Origin of the sequence: Pseudoalteromonas sp. MT33b (assembly GCF_014117385.1) — a bacterium.
GTDB classification, from domain to species: Bacteria; Pseudomonadota; Gammaproteobacteria; order Enterobacterales; family Alteromonadaceae; genus Pseudoalteromonas; species Pseudoalteromonas lipolytica.
The window spans coordinates 1530906-1554063 of sequence record NZ_CP059831.1 but is presented as its reverse complement, the minus strand read 5'-3'; the positions used below and the strand labels follow the sequence as shown (position 1 = coordinate 1554063).

General features: G+C 41.2%; 25 protein-coding genes and 2 tRNA genes. 16 read left to right on the top strand and 11 right to left on the bottom strand.

Going from position 1 to position 23158, the window contains the following annotated elements:
- Nucleotides 1-123: 123 nt before the first annotated feature.
- From H3302_RS07165 to H3302_RS07155, 3 genes are all read right to left on the bottom strand, one after another.
- Nucleotides 124-519 carry a hypothetical protein gene (locus H3302_RS07165; RefSeq protein ID WP_036968716.1) on the bottom strand — a complete coding sequence of 132 codons (396 nt, stop codon included), beginning with the start codon at nucleotides 517-519 and terminating at the stop codon, nucleotides 124-126.
- 141 nt (nucleotides 520-660) lie between these two features.
- A tRNA-Ser gene (locus H3302_RS07160) sits at nucleotides 661-751 on the bottom strand.
- Nucleotides 752-793: 42 nt separating this feature from the next.
- Nucleotides 794-884: transfer RNA gene (locus tag H3302_RS07155), tRNA-Ser, on the bottom strand.
- Nucleotides 885-1141: 257 nt separating this feature from the next.
- Here H3302_RS07155 and H3302_RS07150 point away from each other — a divergent pair.
- The 12 genes from H3302_RS07150 to H3302_RS07095 all read left to right on the top strand — a co-directional run bounded on the left by H3302_RS07150 (nucleotide 1142) and on the right by H3302_RS07095 (nucleotide 9441).
- Nucleotides 1142-1807 (top strand): Bax inhibitor-1/YccA family protein, encoded by a 666-nt coding sequence (locus H3302_RS07150; protein WP_036968718.1) that lies wholly within the window; start codon nucleotides 1142-1144, stop codon nucleotides 1805-1807.
- Between the two features lie 55 nt (nucleotides 1808-1862).
- Nucleotides 1863-2216 carry a sulfurtransferase complex subunit TusD gene (gene tusD / locus H3302_RS07145; RefSeq protein WP_065979866.1) on the top strand — a complete coding sequence of 118 codons (354 nt, stop codon included), beginning with the start codon at nucleotides 1863-1865 and terminating at the stop codon, nucleotides 2214-2216.
- Entirely contained in the window at nucleotides 2213-2569 is a 357-nt protein-coding gene (gene tusC, locus H3302_RS07140) for a sulfurtransferase complex subunit TusC (RefSeq protein ID WP_075593624.1), read from the top strand. Before tusD ends, tusC begins: the two co-directional genes overlap by 4 nt.
- On the top strand, nucleotides 2566-2832 hold the full coding sequence (gene tusB / locus H3302_RS07135; RefSeq protein WP_065979864.1) for a sulfurtransferase complex subunit TusB: 267 nt from the start codon (nucleotides 2566-2568) through the stop codon (nucleotides 2830-2832). The genes tusC and tusB overlap by 4 nt, the downstream gene beginning before the upstream one ends.
- Nucleotides 2833-2835: 3 nt before the next feature.
- Nucleotides 2836-3165: a sulfurtransferase TusE gene (gene tusE / locus H3302_RS07130; RefSeq protein WP_036968729.1), complete on the top strand. Its 330-nt coding sequence runs from the start codon at nucleotides 2836-2838 to the stop codon at nucleotides 3163-3165.
- Complete coding sequence (locus H3302_RS07125) at nucleotides 3165-3812, top strand: rRNA large subunit pseudouridine synthase E (RefSeq protein ID WP_075593625.1); 648 nt, start codon at nucleotides 3165-3167, stop codon at nucleotides 3810-3812. The genes tusE and H3302_RS07125 overlap by 1 nt, the downstream gene beginning before the upstream one ends.
- Nucleotides 3805-4239, top strand: coding sequence for an NUDIX hydrolase (locus H3302_RS07120; RefSeq protein ID WP_182396308.1), 435 nt, complete (start codon nucleotides 3805-3807; stop codon nucleotides 4237-4239). The genes H3302_RS07125 and H3302_RS07120 overlap by 8 nt, the downstream gene beginning before the upstream one ends.
- Nucleotides 4240-4448: 209 nt before the next feature.
- Nucleotides 4449-5549, top strand: a complete 1101-nt coding sequence (gene mnmA / locus H3302_RS07115) for a tRNA 2-thiouridine(34) synthase MnmA (protein ID WP_182396403.1) — start codon at nucleotides 4449-4451, stop codon at nucleotides 5547-5549.
- The gene (gene hflD / locus H3302_RS07110) at nucleotides 5549-6151 is read left to right on the top strand and encodes a high frequency lysogenization protein HflD (protein WP_036968737.1); all 603 of its coding nucleotides are present in this window, start codon (nucleotides 5549-5551) and stop codon (nucleotides 6149-6151) included. The genes mnmA and hflD overlap by 1 nt, the downstream gene beginning before the upstream one ends.
- Before the next feature lie 33 nt (nucleotides 6152-6184).
- Nucleotides 6185-7555, top strand: coding sequence for an adenylosuccinate lyase (gene purB, locus H3302_RS07105; RefSeq protein ID WP_036968740.1), 1371 nt, complete (start codon nucleotides 6185-6187; stop codon nucleotides 7553-7555).
- Between the two features lie 269 nt (nucleotides 7556-7824).
- A complete protein-coding gene (locus H3302_RS07100; protein WP_074988266.1) occupies nucleotides 7825-8970 on the top strand; it encodes a cupin domain-containing protein in 1146 nt (381 codons plus the stop codon).
- 12 nt (nucleotides 8971-8982) lie between these two features.
- Nucleotides 8983-9441, top strand: a complete 459-nt coding sequence (locus H3302_RS07095; RefSeq protein ID WP_036968745.1) for a GNAT family N-acetyltransferase — start codon at nucleotides 8983-8985, stop codon at nucleotides 9439-9441.
- Nucleotides 9442-9509: 68 nt separating this feature from the next.
- Here the strand turns inward: H3302_RS07095 and H3302_RS07090 are convergent, their stop codons facing one another.
- The 6 genes from H3302_RS07090 to H3302_RS07065 form a co-directional block, all read right to left on the bottom strand.
- Nucleotides 9510-9956: a DUF4826 family protein gene (locus tag H3302_RS07090; protein ID WP_065979860.1), complete on the bottom strand. Its 447-nt coding sequence runs from the start codon at nucleotides 9954-9956 to the stop codon at nucleotides 9510-9512.
- Nucleotides 9957-10059: 103 nt separating this feature from the next.
- On the bottom strand, nucleotides 10060-10590 hold the full coding sequence (locus H3302_RS07085) for a DUF924 family protein (RefSeq protein ID WP_074988267.1): 531 nt from the start codon (nucleotides 10588-10590) through the stop codon (nucleotides 10060-10062).
- Between the two features lie 17 nt (nucleotides 10591-10607).
- Nucleotides 10608-11852, bottom strand: a complete 1245-nt coding sequence (locus H3302_RS07080) for a lipoprotein-releasing ABC transporter permease subunit (protein ID WP_074988268.1) — start codon at nucleotides 11850-11852, stop codon at nucleotides 10608-10610.
- Complete coding sequence (lolD, locus tag H3302_RS07075; RefSeq protein ID WP_036968755.1) at nucleotides 11842-12540, bottom strand: lipoprotein-releasing ABC transporter ATP-binding protein LolD; 699 nt, start codon at nucleotides 12538-12540, stop codon at nucleotides 11842-11844. The genes H3302_RS07080 and lolD overlap by 11 nt, the downstream gene beginning before the upstream one ends.
- Nucleotides 12533-13750 (bottom strand): lipoprotein-releasing ABC transporter permease subunit, encoded by a 1218-nt coding sequence (locus H3302_RS07070; protein WP_065979857.1) that lies wholly within the window; start codon nucleotides 13748-13750, stop codon nucleotides 12533-12535. Before H3302_RS07070 ends, lolD begins: the two co-directional genes overlap by 8 nt.
- Nucleotides 13751-13839: 89 nt before the next feature.
- Nucleotides 13840-14721, bottom strand: a complete 882-nt coding sequence (locus tag H3302_RS07065) for a LysR family transcriptional regulator (RefSeq protein ID WP_182396307.1) — start codon at nucleotides 14719-14721, stop codon at nucleotides 13840-13842.
- 108 nt (nucleotides 14722-14829) lie between these two features.
- On the opposite strand from H3302_RS07065, the gene H3302_RS07060 reads away from it, so the two are divergent.
- The 3 genes from H3302_RS07060 (at nucleotide 14830) to H3302_RS07050 (ending at nucleotide 18052) form a co-directional block, all read left to right on the top strand.
- The gene (locus tag H3302_RS07060) at nucleotides 14830-15951 is read left to right on the top strand and encodes an S-(hydroxymethyl)glutathione dehydrogenase/class III alcohol dehydrogenase (protein ID WP_036968764.1); all 1122 of its coding nucleotides are present in this window, start codon (nucleotides 14830-14832) and stop codon (nucleotides 15949-15951) included.
- A 53-nt stretch (nucleotides 15952-16004) separates the two neighbouring features.
- Nucleotides 16005-16841, top strand: a complete 837-nt coding sequence (gene fghA / locus H3302_RS07055; protein ID WP_182396306.1) for an S-formylglutathione hydrolase — start codon at nucleotides 16005-16007, stop codon at nucleotides 16839-16841.
- A gap of 659 nt (nucleotides 16842-17500) precedes the next feature.
- A complete protein-coding gene (locus tag H3302_RS07050) occupies nucleotides 17501-18052 on the top strand; it encodes a sigma-70 family RNA polymerase sigma factor (RefSeq protein WP_051501774.1) in 552 nt (183 codons plus the stop codon).
- A 174-nt stretch (nucleotides 18053-18226) separates the two neighbouring features.
- Here H3302_RS07050 and H3302_RS07045 read toward each other — a convergent pair whose 3' ends face one another.
- On the bottom strand, nucleotides 18227-19720 hold the full coding sequence (locus H3302_RS07045; protein WP_259369889.1) for a BCCT family transporter: 1494 nt from the start codon (nucleotides 19718-19720) through the stop codon (nucleotides 18227-18229).
- Between the two features lie 300 nt (nucleotides 19721-20020).
- The gene (locus tag H3302_RS07040) at nucleotides 20021-21919 is read right to left on the bottom strand and encodes a beta-ketoacyl synthase (RefSeq protein WP_182396305.1); all 1899 of its coding nucleotides are present in this window, start codon (nucleotides 21917-21919) and stop codon (nucleotides 20021-20023) included.
- 125 nt (nucleotides 21920-22044) lie between these two features.
- Here H3302_RS07040 and H3302_RS07035 point away from each other — a divergent pair, with 125 nt between their 5' ends.
- Nucleotides 22045-23055, top strand: a complete 1011-nt coding sequence (locus H3302_RS07035) for a GlxA family transcriptional regulator (RefSeq protein WP_036968773.1) — start codon at nucleotides 22045-22047, stop codon at nucleotides 23053-23055.
- The last annotated feature ends 103 nt before the right edge of the window (nucleotides 23056-23158 follow it).

The following is a 23158-nucleotide window of genomic DNA, read 5'->3' as shown; positions in this document are numbered from 1 at the left end:
CAAACTACTTCTTATTAAACATACAGTAGCTAAAGGTACTCTTTGTAGGCGATAAATGAAACCTTTTAAGGGCAAAAAAAAACATTTTGCCCTTAATTTCAGTCAGCTTGATTAAATATTCTGCTATTGATGAGATGTTTGAGATGGTAGACCCTGTCGCAAGCCAAATAAAAATAATCCTGCGGCCAATGCAGACATAATTGCATTTACAATAAACGCCATACCTGATGTCGCACTTAGCAAGTAACTAAAAATAGCACCCCCGAGTAAACCCAAAGTAAGAACGCCTGAATAGTTTACTTTTGCGTACTTGTACATAAGCAGATAACCAGGCACAACAAATGCTGCCATTGTAAGGCCAACAATATGTGCATTTGCAATCGCGTTCATAAATAAATTGAAAAAGATACGCCAGCCATTTCCTTCTAGCGTCAATGCGTAATACACACCGAGTACACAGCCAATAATGACGGGTGATAATAATGAAAGTCCTACACTCTTTGCTAAACGATGTTTCATAAATTCCCTAATTTCACAAAGATAATACGAGAAGTATTAAGCATGGACTAACTCGGTAGAATACGAAATATCGACCATAGTCGTAATTTAAAAACAGCAGAAACAAAAAAGCCGCTGAATTAGATTCAGCGGCTTTTATAATGGTGGAGAGATAGGGATTTGAACCCTAGAGGGGCTACAAACCCCTGCCGGTTTTCAAGACCGGTGCATTCGACCACTCTGCCATCTCTCCGAGTGCGGAAAAACTACTCGCTTTCGCCAGTAGTAAAAATAATGGTGGAGAGATAGGGATTTGAACCCTAGAGGGGCTACAAACCCCTGCCGGTTTTCAAGACCGGTGCATTCGACCACTCTGCCATCTCTCCGACGGCGTGCATAATAGATAAGGCAGCTTAGTTTGTGAAGCTTTTTTTTCAAAAAACTGTTTAAGTGATTAAAAAACAACTAAATCGTTCAGCAAAAACACAATGCGAGCCAAATTGTGAACAATCTGAACTTTTTTATTATTTATCGTGTCTATTGATCTACAAAGGTTTGCCCAAATATATAACTCTTGATAGGCTTAGTTCAGTTTAACTATTGGAACTAACGAACATATCAGTTCATTTAAGGAGCTCTAACAATGGCGTTTAATCAATCGTACAATACCGCTAGACCGGTTATGTCGACCATTGAAACAAATAAAGTACTAAAAAACACGTATTTTTTACTTGCTATGACACTGGCTTTCAGTGCCATCACTGCAGGTATTTCAATGGCAATGAACCTACCTTACTTTATGGGTATAGTATTTAGCTTAGTTGCGTTTGGTGTGCTTTTTGTGGTGCATAAAAAGGCAGACAGCGCATCGGGTGTTGCATGGGTATTTGTTTTTACGGGGTTGATGGGAGCAGGCTTAGGTCCGATTCTTAACTACTACGCAGCAATGCCAAATGGTCCAATGCTTATTATGCAAGCACTGGGTTCAACCGCACTTATTTTCTTTGGTTTATCGGCGTATGCGCTAACGACCAAAAAAGATTTCTCATTTATGGGCGGCTTTTTAACCGTAGGCTTAATCGTTGTTATCATTGCAAGCTTAGTCAATTTATTCATCGGCAGCTCAATCACGTTTATGGTGATAAATGCAGCAGTTGTGTTAATTATGTCGGGTTTAATCTTGTTCGACACAAGCCGCATTATTAACGGCGGTGAAACAAACTACATTCGTGCCACCGTTGCACTGTACTTAAACGTGTATAACCTATTCACTTCGCTTCTACATCTTCTTGGCGCAAGTGATGACTAATTAAATAGTTCTGTTAAAATAGCCCCTTTCTAGGGGCTTTTTTATTGGATGCGTTTTGGCACAATTTGTACTTTCACTTCACACCGCACCGACCGATCATGACTGTACGCAACGTCTGATTAAATTTACACAGGCTTGCCTTGATTCAGGGCACACAATTTCAGCTGTTTTTTTGTATCAAGCAGGTGTGTATCACGCCAGTCAACATTTAGAACTCGCCAGTGACGAGTTACCTGTTAGTCGTTTATGGCAAGAACTCAACGCTAAAAGTATCCCACTTTTACTGTGTGTTACCGCGGCAGAAAAGCGTGGTTTAGACATCGAAAATACAGGGGTATTCACCGTCGCAGGTCTGGCCGAGTTTGCTATGCTCGCTGCGGATGCTGATAAATGGGTGCAATTTAAATGAAGAACATTTTAGTAATTAGCCAACATGGCCCGTTTGACGATCAGCATATGCGTGAATCACTCGACACCACACTGATATTTGCTGCCATTGAGCAAAATATTAGTTGGTTACTCAGTGGCGATGCTGTACTGGCACTCAAAAAACACCAACAACCTGAAGTATTGGGAATTAAAAACTATTTTAAAACCATTAAAACGCTTGAGTTATATGATGTTGAAAACATTTACGTTTGCGAAAAATCACTGATGGATTTTAATTTAACCAAAGATAATTTAATTATTGATGTAAAAGTCGCTAATTTTGAACAGCAGCGCCTCTTAATAAGTCAGCAGCACCAGGTGGTGACTCTATGAGTACCTTGCATATTTTTTCAAAACCTTTGTCGCACTACTGCACCAATGCACTTGAAAATTTAATCAGCAGTGATGACACTGTGCTGCTTGTCGGTGATGCTTGCTACAACATTAAACAGTACAGACAATTTTCTGCTGCTTTGCATTTATTAAAAGAAGATGCCACAGCGCGTGCCATTACGCTTAGCGAATATGATGTCGATATTGACTACAACCAGTTTGTTGAACTGACTTTAACTAGCCAAAACACTATCACGTGGTAAACCATGCTCGAATTTAATAACAAACAAATAGACACTGATAAACAAGGTTATTTACTCAACAGCGCAGATTGGAGTGAAGCACTGGCTCCTATAATTGCTGAGCAAGAAAACATAACCCTGACTGCACAGCATTGGGAAGTCGTGCATTTTGTTCGCGACTTTTATTTAGAATACAACACCAGTCCAGCTATTCGTATGCTAGTAAAAGCAATGGCACAAAAACTCGGCGAAGAAAAAGGCAACAGCATGTATCTATATAAGCTGTTTCCAAAAGGCCCTGCGAAGCAAGCTACAAAAATTGCAGGTTTACCAAAGCCAGCAAGGTGTATTTAATGGCACACAAACCTACGAGTAAACCGCGTCGCAGTAATGGGCGACGTTATTCAAGACCCACACTAAAACGTGAAGTAAAAGAACCCTTAAGCCCAGAGCAACGCAAAGTTGTGCTGTTCAATAAGCCATTTGATGTATTGTGCCAATTTACGGATGATCAAAATCGTAAAACTCTGGCTGATTTTATAAACATCAAAGACGTTTATGCTGCAGGTCGCCTCGACAGAGACAGCGAGGGCCTATTGCTACTCACCAATTGTGGAAAATTACAGCACACATTGACTGAGCCACATAAAAAGACCGCTAAAACTTACTGGGTGCAAGTCGAAGGCGATGTTACCGACGAAGCCATTTATGCGCTCAATAAAGGTATAGAGCTTAAAGATGGCATGACCAAACCAGCCAAAGTTAAACGCATTGATGAACCGACCTTGTGGCCTCGAACCCCACCGGTAAGAGAGCGTAAAAACATTCCGACTAGTTGGCTTGAAATCTCAATAACTGAAGGACGAAATCGTCAAGTAAGGCGCATGACAGCCCATGTTGGTTTCCCGACCTTAAGACTTATCCGTTACAGCATTGGCAAATATACCCTTGCAGGATTAGCAAGTGGCGAATATAAAGTAGTGAATAACCCAGATGCATAAACCTCATGTCACTGTTGCCGCTATCGTTACCAGTAAAAACAAGTTTTTACTGGTAAAAGAGCGTGATAAACACACCGGCGAAATTTGCTACAATCAACCTGCTGGGCATTTAGAAGCACACGAGACCTTGAGCGAAGCAGCAAGTCGTGAACTATACGAAGAAACGGGTTTAACGCTCTCCCCTTCACATCTTGTGGGTATTTATAATCTGCATGCCACAAATGGTGTACACTACATGCGATTTAGTTTTGCGTTTAGTTGCGCAGAGCAGCTCCCCCCTTCACCTATTGATAGCGATATTATAAGCGCTCACTGGTTCAGCTTAGACGCCATAAAAGAGCTGCCACTCAGAAGCCCTCTGGTTTTAAAGTGTATTGAAGATCATCTCGCAGGACATGCCTATCCTCTGAGCCTGATTTACCAATAACGACGCGTGTTATTTACCAATAATGACGATTGTTTTGATTAACGCTGTTAAATAAAAGCGATTTATTACAGTAGCAAGCAAATAACCACTATTTGCAATCAATAGCGCGCCTAAATTACGTTTAATCCTAACTGAAACTCGCATCTTGAAGTGGTTTGGGTATATAATATCGGCCTTTCCACAGCAGTTAAAAAATGACAGCGAATATTATGAGCGAAAATAGTCACATTAAAGTCATCGTTGGTATGTCCGGCGGTGTTGATTCTTCTGTATCAGCGTATTTATTAAAGCAACAAGGCTATCAAGTAGAAGGCCTGTTCATGAAAAACTGGGAAGAAGACGATAATGATGAATATTGCGCTGCTGCAGAAGATCTTAAAGACGCACAAGCCGTGTGCGATAAACTAGGTATTGAACTACATACTGTTAACTTTGCAGCAGAATACTGGGATAACGTGTTTGAGTACTTTTTAGCAGAGTACAAAGCAGGTCGCACACCTAATCCAGACATCATGTGTAACAAAGAAATCAAATTCAAAGCCTTTCTAGAATTTGCAGCTGAAGCGCTAGGTGCCGATTATATCGCCACGGGTCATTATGTGCGCCGTGAAAAGCGAGACGACAAATATGTTATGTGCCGTGGCCTTGATGACAACAAAGATCAAAGCTACTTTTTATACACACTAAGTCATGAGCATATTGCACAAACACTTTTCCCTGTTGGTGATATTGCCAAGCCAGACGTTCGTCGCATTGCCGAAGAACAAGATTTAATAACGCACGATAAAAAAGATAGCACCGGTATTTGCTTTATTGGTGAGCGTAAATTTAAAGACTTTTTACAAAAATTCTTACCGGCACAACCGGGCAAAATTGAAGACACTGATGGTAACGAAGTCGGTGAGCACGAAGGTCTTATGTACCATACCCTTGGCCAACGAAAAGGCCTGTTAATTGGCGGTATGAAAGAAGGTTCAGGCGAGCCTTGGTATGTTGTAGACAAAGACATTGCACGCAATGTTTTAATGGTTGGTCAAGGTAAAGATCACCCTCGCTTATACAGTAATGGCTTAAATGCTAACCAACTTCACTGGGTTGACCGTGTTGGGCCAAAGGGCACGACGCGTTGTACAGTGAAAACACGCTATCGCCAAGAAGACATCAGCTGTACATTGCTGGTTGGTGAAGATGGTATGGCACGCGTATTATTCGATGAGCCACAAAAAGCAGTGACACCAGGCCAATCAGCCGTTTTTTATGCTGACGAAGTATGCCTCGGTGGCGGTATTATCGATTCGGTGATCAAATAATGACAGAGCACCAAGTCATGGCATTAGCCGCCATGTGTCAAGTTGCTAAACAGGTTCAAAAAGTAGCGCAATATGGCAGTGGTAGCGATCACGAATTAGAAAAATTACTCAACTGTATTGTAGAAACGTCACCGAATACCCCTGAAGATGTATACCAGGGAAAACATAATTTACGTGAGGGTTATCGCGTGTTGACTGCCCAGCTTTCAGCAGGCGCCGACAAAGACGTTGAAATCGTAAAGTATGTAGGTGGCTTAATGCAGTTAGAACGTGCATTAAGTGCAAAACAAAACAGTTTAAATGAATTAGGTCGACGTATCGATGATGTAAAACGACGCCTCGACCATTTTGCAATCACAGATGATACCGTGGTCGCAGCGCTTGCCGATATTTACTCATCGGTGCTAAGCCCCCTTGGGCATCGTATTCAAGTGTACGGCAAGCCAGAGTTATTAAAGCAGCAACTCACGCAAAACAAAATCCGCGCTCTCCTTTTAGCCGGAATTCGTAGTGCCGTGTTATGGCGACAAATGGGCGGTAAACGCCGTCACTTTTTCTTTGCGAAAAGAAAAATTCTCGCTATTGCTAAACAGTATATTTAATTATCGTTCAAACTAGACAATTTAGGAGTCATTATGGAGCTTTCAGCGTTAACCGCTATCTCTCCGGTAGATGGTCGCTATGGCAGCAAGACCACGGAACTACGCAGCATTTTCAGCGAATTTGGTTTAATCAAATACCGTGTAACTGTTGAGGTTCGTTGGTTACAAGCCTTGTCTGCAGCAAGCGCAATCACAGAAGTACCGGCATTTAGCGACGAGGCTAATGCTTTACTTAATGCCATTGTTGATAACTTTAGCGAAGCTGACGCAGCACGCGTTAAAGAAATCGAGCGCACAACTAACCACGACGTTAAAGCCGTTGAATATCTACTGAAAGAAAAAGTAGCTGACAACGCAGAGCTTAACGCAGTGAATGAGTTTATTCATTTCGCATGTACATCAGAAGACATTAACAACCTATCTCACGGCTTAATGTTAACTGAAGCGCGTGACAAAGTGTTACTTCCTTACTGTGATCAACTCCTAAATGCTTTAAAAGAAAAAGCAGTTGAATATAAATCTGTTGCTATGATGACTCGTACACACGGTCAGCCTGCAACACCTTCAACAATGGGTAAAGAGTTTGCAAACGTCTACATGCGCTTAAAGCGTCAACGTGACCAAATTGCTCAAGTTGAAATGCTAGGTAAAATCAACGGTGCAGTAGGTAACTACAATGCCCACCTAAGTGCATACCCAGATTACGATTGGCACAACCATGCTGAACAATTCGTTACGAGTCTTGGTTTAACATTTAACCCATTCACAACACAAATCGAGCCACACGATTATATTGCAGAGCTTTTTGATGCAATTGCACGTTTCAATACTGTGCTACTTGATTTTGACCGTGACGTTTGGGGTTACATTGCTCTTAATCACTTTAAACAAAAAACGATTGCGGGTGAAATTGGTTCATCAACAATGCCACATAAAGTAAACCCGATCGATTTTGAAAATTCTGAAGGTAACTTAGGTATTGCAAATGCAATCTTTGCTCACCTTGCGCAAAAACTGCCTGTATCTCGCTGGCAACGTGACCTAACTGATTCAACCGTTTTACGTAACCTGGGTGTGGGCATGGGCTATACCCTAATTGCTTATCAAGCAACGTTAAAAGGTGTTAGCAAACTTGAAGTTAACGAACCGCGCCTTTTAGAAGAACTTGATCAAAACTGGGAATTACTTGCTGAGCCTATTCAAACAGTCATGCGTAAATACGGTATCGAAAAGCCGTACGAAAAGCTTAAAGACTTAACACGTGGTAAACGTGTTAACAAAGAAATCATGGCTGATTTCATTGATGGTCTTGATTTACCAGAAGAAGCAAAAGTTGAAATGAAAAAATTGACACCGGCAAACTATATTGGCCGTGCTGTTGAGTTCATTGATAACTTAGCATAAATTGCGTATGTGACTTTAAAAAGCGAAAGGCCTTCCTTTCGCTTTTTTATTACTTTTAATCATGCCAACTTGCTCAATTAATACCATCTTGCTTACTTAAGTGGTTTATTTTGAGGCAATAAAACCGCGTTGATAACAGGCAAAAATTTAGTTATTTAGTTGTTCTAAATCAGAAATTTTAACGCTGGTAGCGACTGGTTTAATCACTCAAGATGATTAAGTATTTTTGCACATTGGTATAACTCAACAGCTTGGTATTAGGTACCTATATGTATCAACTAACTATTAATTCGCTTACTCCGCAGCAATTCCTAAGCGAGTATTGGCAGAAAAAACCGCTACTTATTAAACAAGGTTTTAGTGATTTTCAAGATCCAATTGAGCCAGAGGAGTTAGCTGGACTTGCAATGGAAGACAGCATTGAGTCACGTATCATCACCAATCATGCTGATGACTGGCAGGCATACCACGGCCCATTCGAAGACTTTAGCTTACTAACAGAAAAGAATGCCACATTGCTAGTACAAGCCGTTGATCATTGGCATGCAGATGCAGCTCAATTACTTGAACCATTTCGTTTTATTCCAAACTGGCGAATTGATGATCTGATGATAAGTTACTCAACACCAGGGGGTGGCGTGGGTCCGCATCTAGACCAATATGATGTATTTATCATTCAAGGTCTTGGCAAACGTCATTGGCGTGTTGGTTTACCTGATGCAAACTTAAAACAATTCGCTCAAAATAAAAGTCTACTTCAAGTAGAACAATTCCCTGCTGTAATTGATTGTGTATTAGAGCCTGGCGATATTTTGTATATTCCTCCAGGTTGCCCACATGAAGGCTATGCAGTTGAAAATGCTCTTAACTACTCAGTGGGTTTTAGAGCACCTAATCAACGAGACTTACTCTCACAATTTGCCGATCACCTAATTGATACTGAACTTGGCAATACACGCTATGGCGATAGCAAGCTGACACTGCGCGATTCTAAAGGTGAGCTAAACAACCTAGAAGCCGAGCAAATTAAACAGCTCATGATCGCAGCCATCGATGATAATACAGTGTTTAAAACCTGGCTTGGTAACAGTTTAAGTCAACCAAAACACGATATGGACTTAGCGCCTTTAGAAGAGCCCTACACGGTTGATCAAGTACGTGAGCTGCTCACTGATGAAACGCTGGTTTTTGAACGTTTAGGTGGTACACGCGCTATTTATCAAATTATTGATGATAAAGTTCTTTTAAGTGTTAACGGTATAAACTACCTGCATGAAATGAGTGCACTTGCCGATATCAAAAGGCTTACAGACCAAAGCTGGCTGACAGCAGACGATATAAATAGTTCAAAAAATAACCACGACTTTTTAAAAACATTTACTACACTTTTAAATGAGGGTATTTGGTTTTGTTAGGAGCGTGTGCTTATGGGGTATCATATTGACGAAGTTGAATGGAGTATCGACAAGGAACTCTTACAACGGATCAGAGAACGTGTATTTGTATATGAGCTTCATATACCAAAACACGTTGAATTTGATCATTTAGATAAAACAGCCCATCACGTGCTCGTTACAGACGATGGAAAATGCCCAGTTGCCACTGGGCGTTTGTGTAATGATGGCTTGATTGGGCGCATTGCCGTCTTACCAGAGCATCGCAACCGTTCGGTCTATAAATCACTGCTAACCTACTTAGTTAATATGGCTGAAAAGCAAGGCTGTGATTGCGTCAGTATTAATTGTATTTTAAATGAAGTTGAACGATTTAAACGAAATGGTTTTGCTGCTGATGGCTTAGTATTTATGGAAGCGGGTATTCCTAGACAGCGAATGCTTTGCCCTATAAAACAGTTTGATACGCGACCATTCACGATGGTTCATTAGTGACTTTTGTCATTTTCATAAAAAAGCTGAATAAAATTATTCAGCTTTTTTTTATAATTAAAATGCGATTACGCGGGCTCATTCTGCCACATTTCATCTTTTTCGAATAACTCATACAAACCATGAGCGCGATTAATCAGTAGGTTAGCAAAATCAACTTTCGTTTTATCTGTTGCACCAGATTCCATCAACTGATCTGCTTTTAATTGCCACTGCATTGAGAAATAACGTAAGACTTCGCGTGGGTTTGCAGCCGCGCCCGCTTCAGCATGATCGGTAGGCAATCGACCCGTAATCACCCAATAACTTTTACCATTTTGCGCTTTGAACTTCCAAATTGCGACTAGCGGTGCAATAAAACGGCTTTCTTTTTCAACAACAGTTTGCGGTATAACACCTTTTTCAGCTAAGTGCTTTTGTGCATTTTGGAAACATTCTCTTTGCCAAATAACACTTTGCTTTTGTGCTTCTGCTTGTTCTTCAGGTGTTAATGGTCTCGCTTGTTTTTGTTCCATGATGGTTACTCTTTTACAACATTTCAGACACTTTAAGGCTTAATATTGAGCTGTGCAAGTGTTTAGGGGTAAACGAAGTGCATTTGGATATTATTCACCCAAGTTAAAAGGAAGAGCCCGGTTCCGTTAAAAATTGCAGCTCTTCTTGCGTTGATTCTCGCCCTAAAATGGCATTTCGGTGGGGATAACGACCAAATCTATCAATGATCAACTTGTGTTTTAGTTCAAATTCATAATTAGGCAGGCCCCTAAATAATTGTAAGGCCTGCTGATGAATCGCTTTTGATTCACTGTGCATAAAAGGCATATAAATAAAGGCTGCTTGTTCAGTCGGTAGTGCCTTGTCAAAGCCTAATTCGATTGCACGCTGAGCAAGAGTTAGCGCTTGGGCATCTTGGCTAAAAGCACGCGGTGAATTGCGATAAATATTACGAGAGAACTGATCTAAAACAATGATTTCTGCTAAAGAGCCTATCGCATCGACTCGCCAATTAGCGCACTCTCCTGCTATTACCTGCAAAAGTAACGGTGCGTATTTATCAGTAATTAACCTATCTAATTCATCGGACTGCTGATACCAAGCCGAAGGCCCTAAATCATTAAACCAAAAATCAATAACTGATTGCTTATCCATGCACTCGTCTCCTACATTTAATTGCCTAGCACTTTTGCTGGGTCTACACGGGTGGCTTGCCATGCAGGATATAAAGTGGCCAGTATCGCTAACACAAAGGTCACAATAACGGTGATCACAATATCTTGCCAGACTAATTTACTGGGTAAAAACTCAATAAAATAAACACCTTGTAAAGGGTTGTCGCCCAAAAGGTTACTCAGCCAAGTAAATAATTCGCTGATATTTAACGCCACCATCACACCGATAATAGTGCCAAGTACAACCCCTATTAGCGCCTGTGTAAATCCCTGCATCACAAACGTTGCTAAAATAGTACTGTCTTGTGCGCCCATGGTTTTTAGAATGGCAATATTTGCTTGTTTTTCGCGTACCTCCATCACCAAAGATGACACGATATTAAAGCTCGCCACAGCAATGATTAAAAACACCACAATATAAACAATGGTGCGCACCATTTGAATGTCTTGATACAAGCTGCCCTGCGTTCTAAACCAACTCGAGACATACACATAATCAGGGATAACTTGGCCAACACGCATCGCGATTTGATGAGCATTAAAAACATCATCCACTTTTAAACGTAAACCTGTAACCTGATCTTCACTAAAACCCAATACTGATTGTGCTTTATCTAAACGAATAAAAGCAGCCGTTTCATCAATAGGTCCACCCATGTTAATAATGCCAGCCAAGTTTAAACTAACCCGTTTTGGCGCAAGCAAGGTGTTACTTTGCTGGTTAATTTGCGGGATTAACAAAGTAACAGGATCCCCTATTTTCAGCCCTAGTTTATTAACAACTTGCTGACCTAAGAGAATATCTTCTTGTTGCAGCTGGCTAACCAGTCGGCCTTGAGTAAATTGATTAATCGCTGATACTTGGTTTTCAAATTCGCTAGCAACTCCACGTACCTCAACAGCTTTTAAATCACTTTTAAATTGCGCCATGCCATTCACGCTAATAAAAGGCGCCGCTCCCACTACACCAGATTGCGAGTTAAGTAGGCTTACTTTTGACTGCCAATTATTAATCGGTTTATTCGGCGCAACATATTCAACCTGAGGCACGACAGACAGTAAACGATGAACAAGCTGTTGCTCAAAACCATTAATAACCGAAAGGGCAACGATTAAAACCGCCACGCCCAATAAAATACCAATTGTCGATGCTTTAGCTATAAAGCTAACAAAACCGTTTTGCCCATCTTTGTGTCCTGAGTGCGCTCTAAAACGCTTCGAAATAAACGCACTAAGCAACATGCTGAGACTCTTTAATCGCTAATTTTCCATCGTCAAGATAAGCAATCTTGCCAAGCTTATCAGCAAGTTCTAAATCGTGTGTTACCACCACAAAGCTGGTTTTTAAGCTGCTGTTTAACTCTTTAATGAGGTCGTATATTTTAATCGCATTTTGCTTATCTAAGTTGCCGGTAGGCTCATCGGCAAGCACTAAAGCGGGCTCTGTCACCAATGCACGCGCAATTGCGACACGCTGACGCTCACCACCAGACAAAGCCGATGGTTTATGTTCACTACGATGCGACAACCCTACTTTATCAAGCATAACCCGTGCTTTTTCAGTCGCGTCCTTGGCACTTAATCCCTTTATGAGTAACGGCATTGCAACGTTTTCAACTGCCGTAAACTCCATTAATAAATGATGAAATTGATAAATAAACCCTAAATTCTCATTACGGAAATTAGCTTGTTGCTTACGATTTAGTTTACCGACTTGTTTACCTTTAATTTCAACTTTACCGTCTGTGGCACCATCAAGCGTACCTAAAATATGTAGTAACGTGCTTTTTCCTGAACCCGAGCTGCCAACAACAGCGAGCATTTCACCTTGCTCTAAGCTCAAGTTGACCCCTTTTAATACTGCAACTTGGTTTTCGCCATCTTGATACACTTTATTAAGCTGCTGACACTTGATTACTAACTCACTCATAACGTAATACCTCTGCTGGGTTCACTTTTGCAGCTTTACGGGCAGGATACAACGTTGCTAAAAAGCTCATTGCAATACTACCGGCGGCAATTAGGCTTAAACTGACTACATCAAATTTAACAGGTAAACGCATGCCTGCGAGTAAATTGATGCCAAACATATTCAATAATTCATTAATGTACTGACTAAACAACACACCCAGTAATGCACCAATGCTGGTGCCAATTAAACCGTTATACAGACCTTGGATCATAAATACATTTTGTACTTGTGCTGGTGTTAGCCCTAAGGTTTGCAAAATAGCGACTTCACTTTGCTTTTCACTCACCATCATGGTTAAAGCCGAGACGATATTAAACACCGCAACTAATACTATTAATCCTAGTAACATAGACATGATGCGCTTTTCCATGGCCACCGCAGCGAATAAGGTGCCTTGGCTATCGCGCCAGTCTGTGTGTTCAACGTCTTTAAATATAGACGCATGACTTTTAAGCACCTGCTCAACGGCAAATGGTTCATGCAAAGAAACACTCAAATTCGGGGCAACTGATTGTGAGAGCTTTAAAACACGCTGCAATGAATAGCCGCTAGTAAATGCAAGTGACATATCGATTTCAGATTGTGTTTCGTACAGCGCTGCAACCGTAAATAAACGCTGGCTAGGCACTCGACCAAGCGGAGTATAGGTGCTTGCATTTGGCATGATCACCCGTACTTTGTCACCCAACGAAATACCCAGTTTACGACTTAAATAACGACTTATTGCTATATGATAATTTTCATCCATGACTAGTGACCAATTACCTGCCACTATTTTTTCTTTAATGTTATATAACGAGCTCCCATCATCATATAAGCCTTGTAAGAGCACACCATGAAGGTCTTGATTAGTTTGTAAAATAGCCTCTCCATGACGATACAAATTGACTTGTTTTACAGCAGGAAACTCCGACAGCTGTGACTTAATACGCGACATGGCTTCTTTAGACTGTGACTTAGCGTCCACTTCAATATGCGGGATCAAACCTAACATATTAGTCTTGAGGTTATTTTCAAAACCATTCATCACAGAGCTTACGGTAAATAGAGCCATTAAACCGATAGCAATGCCCGCAATAGAAAAAAACGAAATAAAAGAGATAAAGGCGTTGCCCTTTGAGGAGCGGCTATATCTCAGCCCTATAAAAAGGCTAACAGGTTGAAACATAAGTAATTATAGGTTTTATAAGGGCTAAATATGCGCTCATGTTAGCATATATTTAGCCATGATGGGATTATCGAATTTGTAAAAAATAATTATAAATCTGATACTTGAACAGTCTCTATTAAGTGGTCTAATAATGCTTTTACATTCGTTGCAATAAATTGCCTTGGCGGATATACCCCCCAAACGCCTTCAGGTGCGGGGGCAACATTAGAAAGCACCGCGACTAATTGACCTGACTGCAAGTATTTATTCACGTAATAATCTGGTAGCTGCACAATGCCTAAACCTTTAATAGCAGCATCAACCAAAGCCCAGCCACTATTACACTGTAACCGACCCGCCACTTTAATATGTTTATCTTGAAGTTGATCTTTTACACGCCAGTAACTGTTATTTCCAATTAAACAGTGGTGCTGATGAAGTTCACTCACACTATGAGGCTGACCATAGCTATTGATATAGTCTGGACTACAACAAATCACTAAACGTCGCTGACTTATTCGTCTGGCCTTTAATGATGAATCCTTTAAATGCCCTAACCGAATCGCCAGATCAAACCCCTCATCTAATAAATTGACTTGTTCATTGCTCAAGTGACTAATAACTTCAATATCAGGATGTTTCTGCATAAATGTATGGACAGCAGGCATAATGTAGCTTTCGCCATACATCACTGGTGCAGTTAATTTAATTGTCCCTTTTGGTGTCAGTTGCTGCTCAGCCAAAAGTGCCGTGGCGTCGTCCATCGCATTTTGCAATTGTTTAGTTTGATGAGCAAACACTTCACCTTCTTGGGTAAGTACCACCTTGCGTGTTGTCCGAGTAAGCAATTGCGTATTTAAACGCTCTTCTAATTGGCTCACATAGCGACTGACATGCGCCACTGACATCCCTAATAATCGACTTGCTTTAGTAAAGCTGCCTGTTTCAGCGACGGCTAAAAACTCATCAATTCCATGCCAACGATTCATTATTACCATACTGTAAAAGTGTTTTAATAAATCGAAGATTATCATCCATTGAGAAATAAATAAAATAGTCTATGTTAATTATCTACTACCTACAAATAAGGGAACGTTATGACTGATTTTATTAAATCAAAAGCAGCAATTGCTTGGGGACCAAACCAACCTCTATCGATTGAAGAAGTCGATGTGATGATGCCAAAAAAAGGCGAAGTGCTTGTAAAAATTGTAGCAACCGGTGTTTGTCACACAGACGCATTCACTTTATCTGGTGAAGATCCTGAAGGTATTTTCCCTGCTATTCTCGGCCATGAAGGCGGCGGTATTGTAGAGGCTGTAGGTGAAGGTGTAACTCACGTTGAAGTCGGCGACCACGTCATTCCTCTTTACACCGCTGAATGTGGCGAGTGTAAGATGTGTAAATCGGGTAAAACAAATCTGTGTTCAGCTGTTCGTGAAACACAAGGTAAAGGTTTAATGCCAGATGGCACCACTCGTTTTTATAAAGACGGTCAACCAATTTATCATTATATGGGTTGCTCAACGTTTTCTGAATACACTGTACTTCCTGAAATTTCACTCGCAAAAGTAAGTAAAGAAGCCCCGCTTGAAGAAATTTGCCTACTTGGCTGTGGCGTAACAACAGGTATGGGTGCGGTTACTAAAACCGCTAAAGTACAACAAGGTGACACGGTTGCTATATTTGGTCTTGGCGGCATTGGTTTATCTGCCATTATCGGTGCAAAAATGGCAGGCGCTAGTCGTATTATCGGTATTGATATTAATACTAGCAAATTTGAACTGGCTACTAAGCTTGGCGCCACAGATTTGATCAACCCAAATGATTTCGATAAACCAATCCAAGAAGTGATTGTTGAAATGACCGACGGCGGTGTCGATTTCTCATTTGAGTGTATTGGTAACGTAAACGTAATGCGCTCTGCACTTGAGTGTTGTCATAAAGGCTGGGGTGAATCAGTTATCATTGGTGTTGCAGGCGCTGGCCAAGAAATTTCAACACGCCCATTCCAACTTGTAACAGGCCGCGTATGGCGTGGTAGCGCATTTGGTGGAGTAAAAGGCCGTTCTGAGTTACCTGAAATCGTAGAACGATATATGAAGGGTGAGTTTGCACTTAATGACTTCATCACACACACCATGAAACTTGAAGATATTAATGAAGCCTTTGATTTAATGCACGAAGGTAAGAGTATCCGCTCTGTTATTCATTACTAATCATTAATAAGCGCCTTGATTTAAAAGGCGCTTTCATTTTCAAGGATGCTGATATGCTCGAAAATATAAGCTCAACAAAAGTCAGCGATGGTTGGCATAAGCAATACACGCATCAAGCGAGCAGTACACACTGCACAATGCGTTTTGCTATATTTTTACCACCGGGTGCAAGTGAAACCAATAAAGTACCTGTGATGTATTGGTTGTCAGGCCTTACTTGTACTGATGAAAACTTTATGCAAAAAGCCGGTGCCTTTAAAAAAGCCGCAGAACTGGGTATTGCTATTGTCGCAGCTGATACAAGCCCACGTGGTGACACCGTACCTGACGACGAAAGCTACGATTTTGGTCAAGGTGCTGGCTTTTATGTTAACGCAACACAAGCCCCCTACAATGTACATTACAATATGTATGATTATGTTGTGACTGAGTTGCCAGCGTTAATTGAAGCGCACTTCCCTGTTACTGATAAAAAAGCGATTGCAGGTCACTCAATGGGAGGGCACGGCGCCCTAATGATTGCGCTTAAAAATCCAAAACAGTTTGTTAGCGCAAGCGCATTTAGCCCTATCGTCAACCCTATAAATTGTCCATGGGGTGAAAAAGCATTTAGTCATTACTTAGGGACTGACAAAGCGGCGTGGCGCAATTACGATAGCTGCGAGCTCATGAAACAAGCAAGCCCAGAAGATTATTTACCGCTGCGTATTGATCAAGGCGAAGCTGACAACTTTTTAGTTGAACAACTAAAAACAGAAAACTTGTTTTTGGTCGTCAATGAAAAAGATTACCCCGCTGAAATAAATATGCATGCTGGCTATGATCACAGTTACTATTTTATTAGTAGCTTTATTGATGAACATTTAGAGTTTCATCACCGTCACCTGTAGTGTACTTAGTGTGAGGACATAACTTCCTCACACGCTTTCAACAAAGCAAACAGATAGGCGCTAACGATTGGAGCCTTGCTTTTGTCACTAACTTACTTACCTGAGAATCAAAGTAGCTGAAAATACTCACCCACAACTATTAAAGTATATCCTCAAAAATTATAAGTCGATTTAATTGCAACATGGCAGTTATATTTTTAAGACTTATTCAACAACAAACCATTGTAAATAAAGCTATTTTCACCTCATCCCCTCACGAAATCACCTAATTTAAAGCGCAAGCAAACTCTAATGTGAGCGCTCTTGCGATAAATACGTGCATCCTTTTTCTCTCGCTTGCGTCTCTAGTAGTGAAGTGAATGTTTAATCACAAAATAAGGAAGCAAGGTAATGAGTACAACTAACAACACCAGTAACCCCGATACTAGCAGTAACTGCGACGAGGCCTGTGTCTGTAACAATGAAAGTAACTGTAACAATGACTGTGACAGTAGCTGTAATTGTAACTGCAACTGTGCTAACAATGAGTGCCAAACCTTACAGCCCTGCCATTGTAAGAGCTGTAACCCAAATACAAAAAACAGCTGCTGTTAAGCTGTCATAAATATCAAGGCAACAGCACTTAGGTGCTGATGCCTTAGTATGGACGAAGCCTAATTATGATTGAAAATATCTGGAAGCAATTCCACCAGCAACTGCTGGGATTTATCGCCAGCAAAGTGAACGACCAAGCGATGGCTGAAGACATACTGCAAGATGTCTTTATTAAAGTGCTTAACAATATCGACAGCCTTAGTGCCGCCGACAAGCTACAGCCCTGGCTTTATCAAATCTGCCGTCACGCCATAATTGATTACTACCGCAGTAAACGTCCCAATAGTAGTAGCGACGAACTAGAGCAACTGCATGCGCCTGAGGTAGACTGGGCAGCGGCTTACAGTGAGCAGCAACTCAACCGCTGTATTAACACGTTAATTCAAGATTTACCCGCCCATGTTAGCAACATACTTATCGACAGCGAGTTGCAGCAACTCAAACAACAACAAATTGCCGACAAATATAAATTGAGCCTGCCAGCGGTTAAATCACGCATCAAACGCGGTCGCGAACAACTTAAAACTAAATTACAAGCGTGCTGTAACTTTACCTTCGCAGCACAGGGCATGGATGCAGAGTGTAAGAATCAATGCGGTTGCAGCGCAGATAGTTAGCCTATTAGAAAGCCGGCACTCACTATTTACTTTAAAGAGTCAGCCAGCAAGACGAGATTTCCTCACACGCTTTCACCGTGACAAAATTTTGCGGCACACTCACTGCGACTCTTCTTTAACCACCTCTTACAAATAACTAACAATCAATGACGACTGTAAAAAATGTTGAATAGCTTACTTACATAAGTCACGAACAAATTCTTTTAAAAACCCAACAAGTTGTAAAATAAAAATAATCAAAAAAGGCAGTGCCCCAAGAATCGCTACACTTCTATTTAGTAGCTCATCGTGTTGAAGCAACAATACATAACTACATAAAAACAAAGCTAAGCACCAAGCATATAAAGTAATCCCCTGCGAGTTTTCACGCCCCACTAGCTGCTTAATGACTAAAATTGCAGAGTCTGCTGATGTCGCAACAAACACAAGTAACAGCAGCAAACTAGCCCAAATAAATACCGTACCTTGCCAACCTAATTGATGAAAAAAAACAAACAGCCCTTGGCTATAATCATCTTTTATAGCCAATAAAATACCCGATTGATTCAGTTTATCCCATTCAATTGCTGCACCAGAAAATGCAGAAAACCAAATAATTGTTACAACCGTGGGAATGCAAACAACAGCTAAAACAAACTGCCAAACAGCTCGTCCTTGGCTAATTCTCGCTAAAAAAACACCCACGAATGGTCCCCATGCTAACCACCAAAAGTAGTAATTGTAGGTCCATCGATTCGCCCAATCTGAGTTATTTAACTGGCTATCAAACTGCCAAGTACCCGTTACAAGCAGTTGTATGTAATAACCTGTCCCATCTAAGGCTATCTGTATAATTGGCGCTATAGGAACGACACACAAAAGCCAAATTAATAGAGTAAACGCCAAAATTACATTAAATATACTTAACGATTGCACACCGCGCCTAATACCAAACTTTGCCGATACGGTATAAATAATGAAGAGCACCCCCACTATTAGAGAGCCAATTAAAGCTGGCGAAGTTATGTTTAACTCAAGCTCAACTCCTTTGCTGATCAGTAATGTAGAATTAGCAATGGTACCAACCACACCAAAAAAAATAGCAAATACGGCAATCAACTTAACCACAAAACAGAGAGTAAGTTGCCCCTGTTTATCTACCTTATTGCCTATTGCACTCATTACAGGCGCGCACATGTCACCGGATTTACCGCTGTATTGAGTTAAACCACCTAACACGATGGCAAACACAGCATATAATGCCCACGCATGTGCGCCCCAATTAACCAGCGTTAATGCAAGACTACTTGCTAATCTATCGGGGTATAAACTTTGCTTTAAGGGTGGGTTCAATGAATGCAGCGCAGTCTCAGCGACTCCCCAAAAAACCAATCCAGAACCCATTCCCGCAGCAAAAAGCATGGCAAACCAACCAAAGTTTGAATATTCAATGCGTGCATTCTCACCCCCTATTTTACGAGTTCCCAATGGACTAAACGCAAGTATTATTACTGCAAATAATAAAAAGTTAATTAACAAAAAGAAGCCGCTGCCTATGTGTGCCAATGCTGTAGAAATCATCGGCTGAACTTGTTCTGTCATTAAATTAGGTAAAACAACAGCGATCAGTGCAACAGTCAAGCAAATAGCCAGTGCCGTTTTTTCAAGTGAAGAGGTAGAGTGTTTCAAGATTAAGCCTATAGAGTGAGCGCATTAAGAATACTGTCAGCACGGCGTTGATACAAACAGGCAAAAGTGTGAATTATTACCTTTAACGCGTAAATTATACCAATACTGAATCTCTACAACGCGGCTACATGTCCCTTAAAAATGTATTTATAAGTAGAGTTATAGAGTTAAATACGCTCTTTTAAACTAAATTTTCTTACACGATTTAGGAGCTAAAAATAAGGTGTATTTTTTGGGAAACGAAAAAAGGCGCTTTAAAAGCGCCTTGCTGTCAAGAATGTGCTTAAACATGTCTTGATCTTAATACATATCCTTATAAGGATTTGATTTGTTGAACGCTATCGCTTTGTCAAAACCTGGGATAGTCATCGATTCTTCATTAATAACAATGTCGTTTTCATCAATTAAACCATCACCAAAACGATAAATAAGCTCATAATGGCCTAAGTCGGCTTGCTGCTTATATTCATTTTGTGCTTGTGCAACATGGGTATTGCGGTCTTGGTACTGAGCCATTTTTGCATCGCCATGACGCTTTGTAAGCATTTGCATTGTCACGTTTGGCGACAGCACTGTGGCGGTTGCATTATTACCACCAAACCCTTTTGAGTTTATAAAAGCGATATCCATTGCATCACATTGATAGTGCGCTGTGCGAATATCTAAATGCTGGCTATAAACATCATCGGCCACTTTATCAATAGTGGTAATACCCGGCATAATATTATGACTAAACACGCCTAACGCCATGGCAAGTTGATCACCACTTGCCGGTGCAATTGTGTGGCCAACATACGCTTTTGGCGCGGCCACTTTCCAGCTATCAATCGCAAATGTTTCAGCTACTTTATGATAAATAAGAGACTCTGTTACACGATTTTGAGGTGTGCTAGAACCATGCGCTAAAATAAAGCTGCGCTTTTGTACGGCTTCTTGACCAACAATACTGCTGGCAAGCGCGACCGATTTAGCCATTGTAATATAGTTACCTGGGCCCGGTGCTGTAATTGACTTTTTAATACCGTCGGCATTTACAAATACATCGGCAACAGAGCCTTGAATATCAGCACCGAGTTCGAGTGCAAGCGCATCATCCATTAAAATTACCACCTGTGCGCCTTCACCAATAGTAAAACCACAGTTTTCACCAAATGGACGACTGGTACGTCGATGATCTACCACATCGGTATTATCAAGACGTTTTAGGCCTTCTTCGTTAGCAAGTGCGCTCATATTACCAAAGCCTTCGACAATTTCAGGCGTAATGGCGCATTCAACAGATGCAACAATCGCAACGCGGGTGCGACCAGCTTGAATATCGTTAACAGCAGCGCGTAGGTTGTATAAAAAGGTGGCACACGCACCCGATGTGGTGAACGTTGTTCCAACATTACCAGTCACATACGCATTAATGAAATCAGTCGACATGGTATTTAAGCCAAGTGCTAATTGTTTGGTGCTTACGCGGTCGCCCTGTTGTCTCGCACGAATTAAGCCACCAAACCCTTCGTCATCCACTTGCCCTGCTACCGAGGCCGAATATGTACCAATTTGATCAGGCTCAACACTATTCATAACATGCTGCCATGCAAGCCCTGTAGAGCGAATGGCATCGGTTGCCGCAAAAATGGTCGCTTGTAGGCCTCGTGGTTGGTAACGACTGTTATACATGGTCGCTGGATCAAAACCTGTAGGTAATTGACCCGCGGCTTTAATCGGGTTGTCACGGGTGCTGTCGTGCTTAATAGCAAGGTCGGCACTAATTGTTACTTTTACTTTTTTATCGCTGAGATCTTCAACCTGCCAACTTGCAGGTACTGGCGTTGGTAAATCACGACGACGAGTTTCAAACACAATTTGCTGCTCGTCAGACGCTGTCAGCGTCATTTTTTGTTGCCACGGAGTTGCATCAACGTCAAAGTGATTTTTTTCAATTTTACGGATTAGCGTACCTGCTAATACTTGTTCGCCGAATTGTGCTTCAATATCAGCTTCGTTAATAACGTTGCCTTCAGCATCTTTTAAAACGCCGTCGGTCAGTGTTACTAAATTCATTAACGTCGCTAAGCCTAAAAATGTCTCCTGACGGGCTGTTGCATCTAAGCTGTCTAACACGATACGACGATAACCTTGATGAAAAGAAGTGCGGCCAGCGGCATTAATACCACCCATACCAACAATAACGGGTAATGCTGTCATAAATAACCTTGAGAAACGTGTTACGAGAATTGCTTAAGTTTAAATGGATTAACTAGGTAGCCTTGTGCTTTAATAGCCAAATAACATGCATAATAGGCCAAAAACAACTGGTCGGAGCAATAAAAGTGACACACGGCAAACATGCAAACGCTATCGAAATTAGTATTTTAGTGTACCCTCACCTACTCATTACAAGTCTTACTCTACCTATAGAAATGCTTAGGGCGGGTGAAGCTTTTGCGAAAAGTCATCACCGGTACGATGAATTTACCCCGCTTAATATCAATTTAGTTGCCAGCACAGTAAAACCGATTGCAAACAGAACGGGGCTTGCCATTATGCCCGACAGCGACCCCGACACAGCGCCATATAGCGATTTAATTATTGTTCCAGGTATTTGGCGTAACCCTCGACCTGTGGTGAGTAAACATCCTCGCCTTGTTAATTGGCTCGCTGATTCGTGGCTGCAAGGGAGCCATATAGTGGGCGTAGGCACAGGTAATTGCTTAGTAGCAGAAGCAGGTTTATTAAACGGTCACCCAGCCACAACGCATTGGCATTATGCTGAACAATTTAAACGAGATTACCCTAATGTACAGTTAAAGCCTGACTTCTTTATTACCCAGTCTGAGCGTATGTATACCGTTGCCAGTTTGAATGCCTTAGCCGATGTCATTGTGCATATAATTAGCCAGTATTATGGCCGAGAAGCCGCACAACATGTAGAGCGTAACTTCTCCCATGAAATTCGAAAACCTTACGAAGATCAGCGTTATTTAGAAGGTGCTGTTGATAAACACCCAGACGAATTAATTGCACAGATCCAGTTTTGGCTTAAAAACAATCTAACATCTGAGCTCACCTTACAGGAAATTGCAGCCCAATTTAGTTTAAGCTATCGAACGTTTACCCGACGTTTTCGCCAAGCCACCAGCCAAACTCCGATTGAATATTGGCAGCAGTTACGTGTACAAAGCGCGAAAGAATTACTCGCCTCTTCTAATTTATCAATCCAAGAGGTGGCACTTGAAGTTGGCTATAATGACCAAGGACATTTAACCCGTGTATTTAAGAAAGTACTGTCGCAAACACCCAGTGAATATAGAACAGTGGTAAGACGTAAGCTATTTGGTTAACGCTATTCGATACCATAAAACAACGCTTCAAAAGCCAACTCATACCATTTTGCTTAATTAAGTGAATAATTTTTGAGCGAATAAAACTTCGTTTGATAACAAG